This is a genomic window from Kitasatospora sp. NPDC101176 (assembly GCF_044768035.1).
In the GTDB taxonomy this organism is placed as follows: domain Bacteria; phylum Actinomycetota; class Actinomycetes; order Streptomycetales; family Streptomycetaceae; genus Kitasatospora.
In genome coordinates this window covers 236750-249347 of sequence record NZ_JBIWPA010000005.1, presented here as the reverse complement: position 1 = coordinate 249347, position 12598 = coordinate 236750, and the positions used below count along the sequence as shown (strand labels likewise).

The 12598-nt window shown below is 75.6% G+C and carries 10 protein-coding genes; 7 read left to right on the top strand and 3 right to left on the bottom strand.

The features are described from left to right. The first annotated feature begins 240 nt into the window (after nucleotides 1-240). The 3 genes from ACIRS1_RS10860 (at nucleotide 241) to ACIRS1_RS10850 (ending at nucleotide 3675) form a co-directional block, all read left to right on the top strand. Complete coding sequence (locus ACIRS1_RS10860; protein WP_402838443.1) at nucleotides 241-1698, top strand: glycosyl hydrolase family 18 protein; 1458 nt, start codon at nucleotides 241-243, stop codon at nucleotides 1696-1698. A gap of 280 nt (nucleotides 1699-1978) precedes the next feature. Continuing rightward, nucleotides 1979-3121, top strand: a complete 1143-nt coding sequence (locus ACIRS1_RS10855) for a serine hydrolase domain-containing protein (RefSeq protein ID WP_402838441.1) — start codon at nucleotides 1979-1981, stop codon at nucleotides 3119-3121. Beyond that, nucleotides 3118-3675: a hypothetical protein gene (locus ACIRS1_RS10850; RefSeq protein ID WP_402838439.1), complete on the top strand. Its 558-nt coding sequence runs from the start codon at nucleotides 3118-3120 to the stop codon at nucleotides 3673-3675. Before ACIRS1_RS10855 ends, ACIRS1_RS10850 begins: the two co-directional genes overlap by 4 nt. Before the next feature lie 122 nt (nucleotides 3676-3797). On the opposite strand, the gene ACIRS1_RS10845 is transcribed toward ACIRS1_RS10850, so the two are convergent. After that, nucleotides 3798-5192 (bottom strand): alpha/beta fold hydrolase, encoded by a 1395-nt coding sequence (locus tag ACIRS1_RS10845; protein WP_402838437.1) that lies wholly within the window; start codon nucleotides 5190-5192, stop codon nucleotides 3798-3800. Between the two features lie 265 nt (nucleotides 5193-5457). On the opposite strand from ACIRS1_RS10845, the gene ACIRS1_RS10840 reads away from it, so the two are divergent. Next, nucleotides 5458-6474, top strand: a complete 1017-nt coding sequence (locus tag ACIRS1_RS10840) for a helix-turn-helix domain-containing protein (protein WP_402838435.1) — start codon at nucleotides 5458-5460, stop codon at nucleotides 6472-6474. A gap of 38 nt (nucleotides 6475-6512) precedes the next feature. Here ACIRS1_RS10840 and ACIRS1_RS10835 read toward each other — a convergent pair whose 3' ends face one another. Both ACIRS1_RS10835 and ACIRS1_RS10830 read right to left on the bottom strand, forming a co-directional pair. Next, a complete protein-coding gene (locus ACIRS1_RS10835) occupies nucleotides 6513-7322 on the bottom strand; it encodes an alpha/beta hydrolase (protein WP_360214304.1) in 810 nt (269 codons plus the stop codon). Between the two features lie 350 nt (nucleotides 7323-7672). Beyond that, nucleotides 7673-9184 carry a PQQ-binding-like beta-propeller repeat protein gene (locus tag ACIRS1_RS10830; RefSeq protein WP_402838433.1) on the bottom strand — a complete coding sequence of 504 codons (1512 nt, stop codon included), beginning with the start codon at nucleotides 9182-9184 and terminating at the stop codon, nucleotides 7673-7675. A gap of 249 nt (nucleotides 9185-9433) precedes the next feature. Between ACIRS1_RS10830 and ACIRS1_RS10825 the strand changes: the two genes are divergently transcribed. The 3 genes from ACIRS1_RS10825 to ACIRS1_RS10815 all read left to right on the top strand — a co-directional run bounded on the left by ACIRS1_RS10825 (nucleotide 9434) and on the right by ACIRS1_RS10815 (nucleotide 12363). After that, entirely contained in the window at nucleotides 9434-10234 is an 801-nt protein-coding gene (locus ACIRS1_RS10825; protein ID WP_402838638.1) for an ArsR/SmtB family transcription factor, read from the top strand. A 13-nt stretch (nucleotides 10235-10247) separates the two neighbouring features. Next, nucleotides 10248-10727 carry a hypothetical protein gene (locus tag ACIRS1_RS10820; protein WP_402838431.1) on the top strand — a complete coding sequence of 160 codons (480 nt, stop codon included), beginning with the start codon at nucleotides 10248-10250 and terminating at the stop codon, nucleotides 10725-10727. 226 nt (nucleotides 10728-10953) lie between these two features. Then, a complete protein-coding gene (locus ACIRS1_RS10815; protein ID WP_402838429.1) occupies nucleotides 10954-12363 on the top strand; it encodes a serine/threonine-protein kinase in 1410 nt (469 codons plus the stop codon). Nucleotides 12364-12598: the final 235 nt, after the last annotated feature.

Below are 12598 nucleotides of genomic sequence, written 5' to 3'. Positions count from 1 at the left end.
ACCGCACGAGAACCGGAAGGGAGCCGGAAGGCAATCACGGAAACCGCGGAAGCCCGCGCCCGACGGGAGCCGGACGCCACGCCCGGAGGCCGGGCACGCTCGCACGCACCCGACCGCCCGTCAACCCGTTCTCCCGAACCCGCCCGCACCGACCGGCCCGGCCGCTACGCTGCCCGCGCGACCACGCCCGGCACCCGTCCGGGCACTTTCCGTGATCGAAAACGCCGAGGGAGAGCCCCCATGAGCGAACTGGTGCACCCGTCCGACCCCGGACTCGACGGGCTGGCCGTCGACGCCGCCGAACGGACCTACGCCGAGAACGGCTTCGACCCGGCGACGGAGGACCGCCGCCTCTCCTACACACCCTGCCGGGTCGCCAAGCCCGTCTTCAACACCTACCGGCGCAGCGGCCACCAGACGGTCTCCGGCTTCCTGGACACCTCCTGGGCCTACGACAGCCGGCTGACCCAGGACGGCGGGGCCGAGGGCGGGCCGGGGGCGGACCTCACCGGGATCGTCGCCGCGGACGGCGCCTTCGACGAGCTCGTCCTCGGCCTGGTCGGCATCGTCGGCGACCGCGGCGCGCTGGCCGCCGCCACCGCCCAGGCCGCGCAGGACTTCGGCGTCCCGGCCACCGACCACGGCGCGGTCGTCTTCACGGACGCGTGGAGCGCCGTCGCCGCCTACTTCGGCTACGGCTTCGACGGCTGGGTCTCCAACGACTACCGCGCGCTGTTCGACCAGCAGCGGGCGCAGGGCCTGCTCGGTGCCGCGCGCCGCCTCCAGGAGCGCAGCCCCGGCCTGGCCGTCGGGCTGCACGTGGGTGGCTGGGAGCTGGGCGAGGCCTTCGGTGCCGTCGCCCGGGACGCCGCCGCGCGCCGCCGGTTCGCGGACTCGGTCGCACGACTCCTCGGCCGTTTCCCGATGTTCTCCACGCTCCACCTGGACTGGCGCTGGCCGGACGGTGCGGAGCAGTACGCGGCGCTGGTCCGCGAGACCAGGGCCGCGCTGACCGCCGCCGGGGTCCGCGCCACCATCGCCGTCGCGGTCCCGGCCGTCCCGGCCCAGCTGGCCGCGATGAACGTCCCGCTGCTGCTGCACTCGGGCGCCGACCGGCTCGACCTGATGTCCTTCGACCTCTTCGGCAGCCCCTGGTCGGCCGGGCTCGGCCACCACTCCTCGCTGGGCGACGTCGACGCCGCCGTCACCCGGCTGACCGACGGGCTCGGCGTGGACCCGCGCCGCATCCACGTCGGCTACGCCACCACCACCCGCAATGCGCGCCGGGCCCGGGTCGACGCGGTCTCGCCGCTGCGCGGCGGCTACCAGGGGGACGCGGGCGGGACGCTCGGTTCGTTCCGTCCGGGGGTGAGCACCTACGCCGACGTGCTGCGCCACCACCTGGACCTGGAGAACGGCCGGGGCCGCAACGGCTTCGAGCTGTACACCGACACGGCCGCGAACGCCGACTTCCTGTACAGCCCCGCCAGCGGCGTGTTCCTCTCCCTCGACACCCCGCGCTCGGTGCGCGCCAAGGCGGAGTACGTGCGGGCCCGCGGTCTGGGCGGCCTGTTCGCCGAGCACGCCGCCGCCGACCCCGGCCTGCTCACCAACGCCGCCCGCGAGGGCCTCGGGCACACGGCCACCGCGGCGGTCGTCGACATGAAGCCGTTCTACGTCACCGGCCGCGAGCAGTAGCCCGCCCGCGGTGGAGCGGCGGGCCGGCGGATCGGCCCCCGCTCCACCGCGTCCCCGGCCGTCCTGCCGGTCACACCGGACCCGCCGCACGTCGCCGCAGTCCCGCCGGCCACACCGGCCCTCCCGACACACCACCCCCGTCCGTCACACCGGTGCGGCCCACCGCGCGGGCTCCGCCCGTCCCGTCGACCCCGGCCTGCGAAAACCCCTCGTACCGGTCGCACCGCTCCCGTAGCGTGGTCCGGTCGATGATCTTGGGGCCGGAAGGACGGGCAGAGCCATGCAGCAGTACCAGGGGTGGGCCGACGAACGCTACGGAGCGGTCGCGGACGCCTTCGCCCGCAACTTCGAGGAGTTCCCCGAACTCGGCGCCGCCGTGACGGTGTTCGTCGGCGGCCGCAAGGTCGTCGAACTGTACGGCGGGACGGCCGACGAGCGCACCGGCCGGCCGTGGACGCCGCGGACCGTCGTCCCGGTCTTCTCCTGCGCCAAGGGCCCGGTGAGCATCCTCGCCCACCTCCTCGCCCAGCGGGGCCGGCTGGACCTCGACGCGCCGATCGCCCGCTACTGGCCCGAGTTCGCCCGGAACGGCAAGCAGGACGTCACCACCCGGATGGTGCTCGGCCACCGCGCCGGCATCCCGGCGCTGGACGCGGTGCTCTCCTTCGAGGAGATCGCCGCCTGGGAGCCCGTCGTGCGGGCGATCGAGGAGCAGCCGCCGCTCTGGGAGCCCGGCGCCGGCCACGAGTACCACGGGCACGTGTTCGGCTTCGCCGTGGGCGAGGTGATCCGCCGGATCACCGGGCTGACCCCGGGCGCGTTCCTCCGCGAGGAGATCGCGGATCCGCTCGGCCTGCCGGTCCGGATCGGCCTCCCGGAGAGCGAACTCGGCGACCTGGCAAGGCTCGTGGAGTCGGAGGGCCGCCGCCCGATGCCCGGCCCGGAGCACCTCCTCACCCGGATCGTCACCATGAACGGCGCCCTGGTCTTCCCCGGGCTGGATGCCCCGCACGGCTGGAACGACCCGGCCCTGCACGCGATCGAGCTGCCCGGGGCGGGCGCCGTCGCCTCCGCGACCGGCCTGGCGGGCCTGTACGCGGCGGCCGTGACCGGCCTGGACGGCGGCGAGCGACTGCTGGCGGCGGCGACCGTCACCGACGTGGTGCGCGAACTCTCCTCCGGCCAGGGCTTCCTGGGCTTCGACATGGGCGCCCGCTGGGGCTCGGGCGTGCTGCTCGACTCCCCCGGCTTCCGCGGGCTGCTCGGCGCCCGCAGCTTCGGCAACGACGGCGCCGGCGGCCAGTTCGCCTTCGGGGACGACGAGTTCGGCGTCGGCTTCGGGTACGTCGCGAACCGGATGATCGGCCACGGCGACGCCCGGGCGACCAGGCTGATCGAGGCGCTGCGCGGGTGCCTGGCGTGACGGACTTCCTGGCCCGGCTGACCGCGATGGCCGCCACCGGCGGCCTCGGCGACTTCCGCTACAACGCCTCGCTGCCCGAACTCGCCGCCCGCTACGGGGATCCCTGGGACGGCGGGCGGATCCACCGCGCGTCCCGCTGGCCGCACGGCTTCGGCTGGGGCGACGTGGTGACGGTGTTCTGCCACTGCCGCCGACTCCAGTCGCTCTCGCTTCCGGTCTGGCACGGGGACCTCGAACTGCCGCTTCCCGGGGGCGCGTTGCAGACCCTCGACACCCGGGTCACGGAGTCGTCCCTGGTCGCCGCGCTGACCGCCGCCGGCTGCTCCTGGAACACGGTGACGTACGAGAACCTCCCCGACCAGCGCACCCTGGAGGTGCCGGTGGCCGAGGAGGTCCGGGCGGTGTTCGTCCTCGTCGACCGCGAGGAGCGCGACGCGCCCCCGCTCGACGACTGGCTGCTGCACAAGGCCCTGCTCTGGGGCTACGAGCACACCGACTGCCCCGAGCCGGACCGCTCCGTCCCGGACGACGGCTGGGGCCTGGCGAAGGACTGACGCCCGCCCACCGCGAGCCCCGTCCCCACCGGCAGGATCCCCCGCACCACGTGCGGACGGACCGTTCAGACCCCCGTCCCGAACGGTCCGTCCACTCCCGCCGCACGGGCGGGAGTCCCCTGCTACGCGAGCAGGAAGTCGAACACCGCCTTGCGCCCGACGCCGCTGCGGTCCCGGGACTGCACCGAGTGCGCCGCACCCGGCACGATCACGACCTGCGGGTCGTGCGCCATGGCGGCCTCCTGGTGCAGCCACTCCAGCGGGGTGGAGAGGTCACGGTCCCCGCCGAGCAGCAGCACCGGCACGTCGGGCAGCTTCCGGTGCGCGGGCGGGGTCGGCGGGACCTTCTCGCGCGGCCAGTCCAGGCAGGTCAGCAGGCTGCCGAGCCCGGTGGCGGTGGCCGGGTCGAACGGCCAGGTCTGCTCGGCGGTGAGCCGCTGCCGGGTGCGCTCCAGCGCCGCCGACCGGCCCTCCACCGGGGTGTCCGAGGTGCCCCACGGGTAGTGGCCGTCGGCGCACAGGGTGCTGGCGTGCAGGCCCTGGCTGAGGAATTCGGCCGGCACCGCGTCGCCCTCGTGCGCTCCCTCGATGAAGCCCTGGAGCTTCTCGGGGTGTCCGGCGGCGGCCTCGTGCAGGGCCTCCGGGATCCCGCCGTAGTTCGGGTCGACGAACTCGTAGCTGGTGAGCGTGTCCAGCACGGCCGGTCCGTCGTGGTAGCGGCGGACGGTCTCGGCGAGGTCGGCGCCCGGGTCGGTGGTGCAGCCGGTGGCCTGGCAGGCGGCCCGCAGCACCCGGGCAGCGGCCGGCAGGGCGGCGAGGTCCAAGGGGTCGTAACCCTGTTGCGGGACCACGGAGTCGAGCACCAGCCGGTTCACGTGGCCGGGGTGGGCGAGCGCGTACCGCTCGGCGACGAAGGTGCCGTAGGAGACGCCGTCCAGCGTGAGGCGGTGGGCGCCGAGGGCGCGGCGCAGCAGGTCGATGTCGTCGACGGTGTCCGCCGTGGCGTAGTGGCGCCGGTCGGGGCCGAGCGCGGCCGCGCAGTCCCGGACGGCCTGCGGGGTGGGCGGGGTGAGGTCGGAGGCGCCCATCTGCTCCTGGAGGGCGGGGCACTGCAGCGCGCCGCCGCCGGTGCCCCGCTGGTCGAACATGACCAGGCGGTAGTCCTTCAGGACGGGCGCCAGACCGTCCGCGACCCGCTTCACCAGCGGCACGCCGGGCTGGCCCGGCCCACCGGTGAGGAAGAGCAGATCGCCCTTGGGGGCGTGGGTGTTGCCGCCGACGGCGACCTTCAGCCCGAGGGTGCCGGGGTCGGAGCCGCTGTGGTCGAGCGGGACGGTGAGGGTCGCGCAGGTGAACTCCGGCAGGTCCGGGCAGGGGGCCTGCCCGGTGAGTCCGCTGCCGGAGGCGGGCCGGTCGGGGCCCGCCGGGGCGGCGGCGGCGGGAGTGGCCAGCGTGGTGCCGGCGACCACCGCGACGGCGCCCAGCAGGGCGGCGATGCGGCCGCGCGTGCTCGTCATGTTCGTCCTTCCGGTCGGACCGCGTGCCGTACTGACGCGGTCACGGAAAAGCCTGTGCCCTGGGCCGCTCCGGACGCGAGGATTAGGGCCAGGATTCGACCAGCTTCGAAGGGTCGAGGACCCGAACGGCCCATCGGACGGCGTCGGTGGCGCGGGCGGTGCGCCGCAGTCCGGCGACGCACGCGGGGCAGGACACCGGGCACGGCACGCGGGGCAGGACACCGGGCAGCACGCAGGGCAGGACGCAGGGGGAAGGACGGCGGCCGTGATCCGGCTCACCATCGACTCGACCGGGCTCGCCCGCACCCGCTTCGCGGTGTCACCGCTGCACGAGGCGGTGAACACCCTGATGGCGTCCGGGCTGAACACCCGCACCGGCCCGTACGCCTGGGTGGGCCGGACCCGCCGGGTGCTGCGGCGGGAGCGGCTGGAGCTGCTGTCCGGACTGGCGCTGGACCAGGCCGGCGGCTACCTGCCCGACTTCCTCTCCCCCCACCCGACCGGCCCGGCCCCGACCGTCGCGGAGCAGCTGGAGGCCGTCCGCCGGACGCCGCCGGAGCGGGTGCGGGCGGAGCTGGACACGGTGCAGCACGGCGTGCCCGCGGCCCGGCTGAACGGCCGTCCGGTGCCCGACGTCGTGCTGCGCACACTGGCGCGCGGGCCCCGCTACTTCGCCGAGCGGGTCGCGGACGAGCTGGGCCGCTACTGGGACGTGGCGCTCGCCCCGTACTGGGCGGACGCCCGGGCCGTGCTGGACGCCGAGATCGACCAGCGGGGCCGGTTCCTGGCCCGGCACGGCTCGGGCGCGCTGTTCAACTCGCTGGCCCCGCAGATGTGCTGGGCCGAGGGGCGGATCGAGTTGGAGAGCCGCTTCGAGGTGGCGCTGCCGGCCCGGATGGTCCTGCTGGTGCCGACGCTGGTGAGCCACGAGATCCACCTCATCCTGGACCCGGTCGACGGCGTGCACCGCGCGCCGACGGTGATGTACCCGGTCCCGCGGGTGCCGTCGACCGTGCCGCACGCCCCCGCTCCCTCGCTGGCCCAGCTGCTCGGACCGACCCGGGCGGACCTGCTGTCCGCACTGGTCGGTCCGGCCACCACGGCGGCCCTGGCCGCCCGGCACTTCCTCAGTGCGGGCACGGTCTCGTACCACCTCGGGGTGCTGCACCGCGCGGGCCTGGTGAGCCGGGTGCGCAGCGGGCGCGAGGTGCTGTACCGGCGGACGCCGCGCGGCGAGGAACTGGTGGCGGCCCAGGAGGACGGCGGCGAGGCCGGCTCGTGAACCGGCGTGTACGCCCGTCCCGCGCCCCTGGGTACGCGTCACACCAGCGCGCGCGGCAGGACCGCCTGCACCCATTCCTCCGGCTGCGACAGGTGCGGAGCGTGACCGGCGCCGGCGTACAGGTGCCGTTCGGCCTTCGGCAGCGTGAGGTCGATCAGGTCCAGCACCTCGCCGAACATCGGGGCGCTGTCGTCGCTCTGCGTCAGCAGCACGGGATCGGTGAAGTGCGCCAGGCCGGCCAGGTCGAGGTCCAGCGCGTCGGGGTCACGCAGCTCGTCCAGGTAGGTCGGCGCGTTGCGGATGTACGTGTGCCGGATCGGCGCGGGCAGCTGCTCCCACGCGCCGGGGCCGAAGGCCAGGGTCTCCACGTACAGCTCGGCGGCGGCCGCCGACTCCGCCTGCTCCAGCAGCGCCCGGACGGCGGCGATCCGGTCGGCGAAGGCGGTGCCGATCGGGCGCAGGTCCGGGTCGGCGAGCAGGATGCCGGTGCCGGGCGGCTCGTGGACGGCGATGCCCCGCATCAGGTCGGGACGGGCGGCCGCCAGCCGGAGGGCCACCAGGGCGCCGTAGGAGTCGCCGTAGACGAAGGCGGGGGCGAAGCCGAGGGCCTGGATCAGGCCGGCCAGGTCGGCGGCGTCCTCGTGGACCGACCCCTGGGTCAGCGGGTCCTCGCTGCGGCTGTGCCCCCGGCGGTCGTAGGCGACGGCGGTGGTGGACTCGGCCAGGCCCGGCAGCACCCGCGCCCAGCCGTCGGCGTCGCTCCACGAGCCGTGCACCAGGACGATCCCGGGGCCCTCGCCACGGACCTCGTAGTGCAGCGACACCCCGTTGACCCTGACCTCGGACATCACGAGCCTCCCGATCTCGGCGGTGCTCCCCCACCAGCCTGACACAACCGGTCGGAAGGCTCAGATCAGTGACGGAACCGGTGGTCGCCGACGCGGCCGCCGGGGACGCGGGCCCGACCCGGCGGGAGCCGGCCGGTCACGGCCCGGCCGGGGCGTCGGTGTCACCGAAGGTGATGTAGCCCGGGCCACCGCGGGTCCCCACCCGTTCTCCCGGGCCGCCGCCATCTTCCGCGAGCTCGACGACCGCCACAACGAGGCCAGGGCCCTGGCCGACCGTGCGCAGGCTGCGGAGCGGGGCCAGGCTCCGCCGGACCGACCCCGACGCCCCGTCACCGCCCCCGCCCCGCCCCTCAGCCGAGGCCGCGCGCCGGGGGCTCGTCCCGGGTCCCGTCCTCCGCCACCACGGTGAACCGCTCCCGGCCGGTGACGGACAGGGTGACGGGGTTGACCGACACCGTGTCGTTGACGTCCAGTTCGCTGCGCCGCCGCCCGGTGGCCGCGTCGACGCTGGTGAGCTTGTCCCGGGTGAGCGCCCACACCGAGGGGCCGTCGACCACCACGCCGATGACCTGGTCGTCCAGCCCGGCCGTCCAGCGCTTGGCGCCGTCCGCGAGGGAGTAGGCGACCAGCCGCCCGGTGGCCGTGCGGCTGGGGTTCTTGCCGCCGGTGATCCGCACGTCGTCGGGCCGTTTGCCGGGGACGATCAGCAGGTCGCCGACGACCACGCCGCCGTACAGCGGCCGGGCGTCGAACTCGTCGAAGGCGTGGACCCCGCCGAGCATCACGTCGAGGTCGTACTCGTCGCCGGTGACCGGTATCGCGGCCCGCTGCCGGCCGGCCCGGTCGTAGCTGAGGACAGCGTGCGTGCCGCGCTCGCCCTGGGTGTCGACCCACACCGCGAGCGGCTCGACGGAGACGACGGCCAGGTTCCGCAGTCCGCCTGCACCGGGGAGCGCGACCCGCGTCTGCTCCCGGCCGTCGGCCGGGGAGAGCGAGCGCAGCACGGGTTCGGCCGCCCCGCACTGGGCGACGGTGACGACCGCCGCCGCTCCTCCGGCCACCTGGAGCGGCGCGCAGCCGGTGTCCGGGTCGCTGCGCCAGGCGGCGGCGCCGTCGGTGAGGCGCAGGGCCCGCCAGTCGGTCCGTTCCTGGAGGACGGCCTCGTCGTCGGCGACGGCGAGCAGGTCCGGTTCGGCGGTGTCGCCGAACCGGGCGGGGGCGTCGGCCACGGCCGTCCACCGGGCCGTGCCGTCGGAGAGGTCGAGCGCGGTCACGGATCCGCAGGGCTGGTCGTGCGGGGAGTGGCCGAGCAGTCCGAGGCCGCGGCCGGTGCCGCGGCTCATGGCGCACACGGAGTCGTCGCCGGGGGGTGTCCACCGCCAGGCGACGGTGCCGGTGCCGCTGCGGTAGGCCACCACCTGGTCGGGCCGGACCCGGACGACGAGGTTCCCGCTGGTCCAGCTGCCGACGGCGCGGGCGGTGGCCGGCCGGTCGGGCGGCGCCTTCCAGTCGTCGTTGAGGCCCGTCCCGGCGAACAGCGCGAACGCGCCGACGCCCAGCACCGCGCCGCCCGCGATGGCGGGGACGCCGCGCCGGGGGTGGAGCAGGGCCCAGAGCAGGCCGGCGGCGCACGGCATCAGGCCGAGGATGCTGACGATGCCCATGGATCCGAGGCTGTCGCCGCCGAAGCCCTGGGACGGCCCGAGCAGCACCGCCAGGCCCATGCTCGCGAAGAAGGCGCCGAGCAGGCCCCCGGAGACCACCATCCAGGTGTCCCGGTCCAGGGCGGGCCCGGACGGCCCGAACCGCCTCGCGCCGGCCCGCCCCGTTCGGACGCCCTTGTCCCCGGGCACGTCGGCCATGCCGGTCCCTCTCCGTGAAGCGCCGCCCGCCACACGAGCGCCGATCATCGGATGATTTCAGGACAAGGAAAGATCCAAAACCAAGAGCGTGGAAAACCCGGCCCAGCCCCGGCCCCAGCCCGGCCCCGGCCCCCAGCCCAGCCCCGGCCCCCAGCCCGTGACCCGCCACCCGCCACCCGCGCGTCCCCCGGTTGACAATAGGCAGGCAAACACCTGCATAATCGAATCGTGAGCCTCGAAGCATCAGCGATGGACTCGGTCTTCAAAGCACTGGCCGACCCCACCCGCCGCCTCCTCCTCGACCGCCTGCGCGAGCAGAACGGCCAGACCCTGCGCGAGCTGTGCGAGCACCTCGCCATGGCCCGCCAGTCCGCCACCCAGCACCTGGACGTGCTCCAGCGGGCCAACCTCGTCACCGTCGTGCGCCGGGGCCGGGAGCGGCTGCACTACCTCAACCCGGTACCGATCCACGAGATCGAGGAACGCTGGATCGCCGGCTTCGAGAAGCCCAACCTGCAATTGATCAGCGCCGTCAAGAACCAGGCAGAGGACTACGCCATGACCGCCACCAGCACCCCCGTGCCCAGCTACGTCTACGTCACCTACATCCGCGCCACCGCCGAGCAGGTCTGGCAGGCCCTCACGGACGCCGACCTCACCGCCCGCTACTGGGCGCACGCCAACGTCTCCGACTGGCGGCCCGGCTCCCGCTGGGAGCACCGCCGGACGGACGGCTCCGGCACCCTCGACGTCGTGGGCCGCGTCCTGGAGGCAGAACCGCCGACCCGGCTGGTGCTCACCTTCGACGACGCGCCGAAGGGCGGCGACGACCCGCGGCCCGCCGAGGACGCCTCCGTGGTGACCTTCCTCGTCGAGCCGCACGAGTCGATCGTCCGGCTCACCGTGACCCACGAGAACCTGCCCAACCTGGAGATGTACCGGGGCATCTCGCACGGCTGGGCGGCCGTGCTGGCCAACCTCAAGTCCCTGCTCGAAACCGGCGAGGCGCTCCCGCAGGCACCCTGGGCGATGTCCCGCCCACAGGCCTGAGGGGGCGGACGGCATGCTCGACACCACCCGGCTCCGCGCGGCCTACCGCGCCCTCCTCGACGCCGCCGAGGCCCCCGGCCCACCGGCCGCCCCGCCGGACGGCGAGTGGACGGCCGACCAGGTGCTCGCCCACGTCTCCCTGGTCACCGCCACCACGCTGGCCGCCGTCTCGGCCGTCACCGCGGGTGCGAACACCGGCTACGACAACCGCCACGCCCTGGACACCTGGACGATCGACCGGACGATCGCCCTCGCGGGCGGCGGCACCGCCGGCCTCCGGGAACGCATCCGGGTCCAGGGCGAGGCCCTCTGCGCCCTCGCCGGCCCGGGCCTGAGCGAGGCCGAGCTCGACACCCCGGTGCCCACCCTGCTGCTCTCGAACGGCACGGTCCTGGTCGACCGGCCGCTCCCGCTCCGGGATTTGCTCACCGGCCTCGCCGACGTCGAACTGCCCGCCCACACGGCACAGTTCCGCGCCCTGGTCGCCGCGTAGCGCTCCGGGCCGGGCGGCGTGGGACGTCGGCCGGGCCGACTTCCCGCTCCGCCCGGCGGGCCGGCCGGCACCCCCGCCGGCCTCCGCCCACGCCCGCCGCCCGGGCCGCGCCGGACCGGGCCCCGGCCCTGCTCCGAGGGCCCGGCACCGGTGACGGCCCGCCCCCGCGGGGCGGTAGGTTGAACCGGGGCCGGGGCGCGGCACCGGGGCGTGAAAGGGGCGGGGGATGCAGCCTGGCGACGTACTGGACGGACGGTACGAACTGGTCGAGCAGATCGGCGAGGGCGCGTTCGGCGCGGTCTGGAAGGCGCGCGACGCGCGGATCCAACGACTCGTCGCCGTCAAGGTGATGCTCCCGGGCACCGGCAACACCCCGAAGGACGCCGCCCGGTTCGTCCGCGAGGTCGCCACCGCCGGCGCGCTCAACCACCCGTCGATCGTCACCGTGCACGACTTCGGCCAGCACGACGGATCGGGCCGGCCGCTGTACTTCCTGGTCATGGAACTGCTCGACGGCGCCCCGCTCAGCCGCCACCTCGGCGAGGGGCCACTGCCGCTGCACCAGGCGCTCGCCTGGGCCGTCGAGATCTCCCAGGCGCTCGCCACCGCCCACCGGGCCGGCGTCGTCCACCGCGACGTCAAGCCGGCCAACGTGATGATCCAGTCCTCGGGGGCGGTCAAGGTCGTCGACTTCGGCATCGCCCGGGTCGGCGCCGCCGACGACGGCCTGACCAGCACCAACGTCATCGTCGGCACCCCCGCCTACATGGCCCCCGAACGCTTCGACGGCGGCGGCCTCGACGCCCGCTCCGACCTCTACGCCTTCGGCTGCCTGCTGTACGAGCTCCTCACCGGCCGCACCCCCTTCCGCGGCACCCTGTACGAACTGATCCGCCAGCACGGCGAGGTCCACCCGCCCGCGCCCGGCACCCTGCGGCCCGGACTCCCCGCCGAGGTCGACGCCCTCGTCCTGGAGCTGCTCGCCAAGGACCCCGGACGACGCCCCCCGCACGCCGACCAGGTCGCCGACCGCCTGCTGCACATCGCCGAGCAGGCCGGACGGACCCCGGCCGGCCACCACGCCACCGTCCGGGACGTCCCCGCCGCCCAGGAGGACCCGTACGTCCTGGCCCGCCGCCAGGAGGCCGACCGGCTGTTCGCGCAGACCCGTGACCAAGCCGCCCAGGCCGCCCTCCAGTTCGAGGCCGGCATCGCCCGGCAGCGCCTCGAGGCGGAGCAGGACATCGCCGCCGTCCGGGCCCGCGGCGAGGCCACCGCGCGGCAGATCATCGCCGACGCGCAGCGCCGCGGCGAGGAGATCGAACGCGAGGCCGCCGCCCGGGCCGCCGCCAGCCTCAAGCAGCTCTCCGAGGCGGAGCAGCGCACCGACCTGCTGCGCCGTCAGACCGACAAGCTGCGCGCCGACGCCGACAGCCTGCGCCGCAGCGTCGACAACGCCCGCCGGCAGGCCTCCGACTTCCTCGCCGACGCGGCCGCCAAGGCCGGGCTCGGGCCCTCCCCGGAGCCCCGGCACGCGATCGCCCCGCCGCCCGGGGCCCAGCGCCGCAACCTGTCCCGGCTGCTCCCCGGCCGGAAGGCGGCCGACGGCGAACAGGAGCAGGGCGGCCGGGCCTGACCGCGGCCGCCCCAGCCACCCGCCCCGACCACCCGCGCCGACCACCCGCGCCGGGGCGGCGTGCGCCCGGCCGGCCGGGCGCACGCACGGCTCACCCGCACCAGGCGAGCCGCACCGGCGGGGACACCGTCGTCGGGCTCGCCCGCTCCGGCGACTCGGGTCGACGCCGTGGACACCCGGACCTCGCCGCCCGGCGCGCGCCGGGCCCGGTCACGGTGGCCCGCACCCGCGTCAC

What these genes read in the sequence shown, in the direction of transcription:
- ACIRS1_RS10835 (WP_360214304.1), bottom strand. Translation starts at nt 7,322, where the DNA reads ATGTCCGAGGTCAGGGTCAACGGGGTGTCGCTGCACTACGAGGTCCGT.
- ACIRS1_RS10860 (WP_402838443.1), top strand. Translation starts at nt 241, where the DNA reads ATGAGCGAACTGGTGCACCCGTCCGACCCCGGACTCGACGGGCTGGCC.
- ACIRS1_RS10820 (WP_402838431.1), top strand. Translation starts at nt 10,248, where the DNA reads ATGCTCGACACCACCCGGCTCCGCGCGGCCTACCGCGCCCTCCTCGAC.
- ACIRS1_RS10825 (WP_402838638.1), top strand. Translation starts at nt 9,434, where the DNA reads ATGGACTCGGTCTTCAAAGCACTGGCCGACCCCACCCGCCGCCTCCTC.
- ACIRS1_RS10855 (WP_402838441.1), top strand. Translation starts at nt 1,979, where the DNA reads ATGCAGCAGTACCAGGGGTGGGCCGACGAACGCTACGGAGCGGTCGCG.
- ACIRS1_RS10815 (WP_402838429.1), top strand. Translation starts at nt 10,954, where the DNA reads ATGCAGCCTGGCGACGTACTGGACGGACGGTACGAACTGGTCGAGCAG.
- ACIRS1_RS10845 (WP_402838437.1), bottom strand. Translation starts at nt 5,192, where the DNA reads ATGACGAGCACGCGCGGCCGCATCGCCGCCCTGCTGGGCGCCGTCGCG.
- ACIRS1_RS10830 (WP_402838433.1), bottom strand. Translation starts at nt 9,184, where the DNA reads ATGGCCGACGTGCCCGGGGACAAGGGCGTCCGAACGGGGCGGGCCGGC.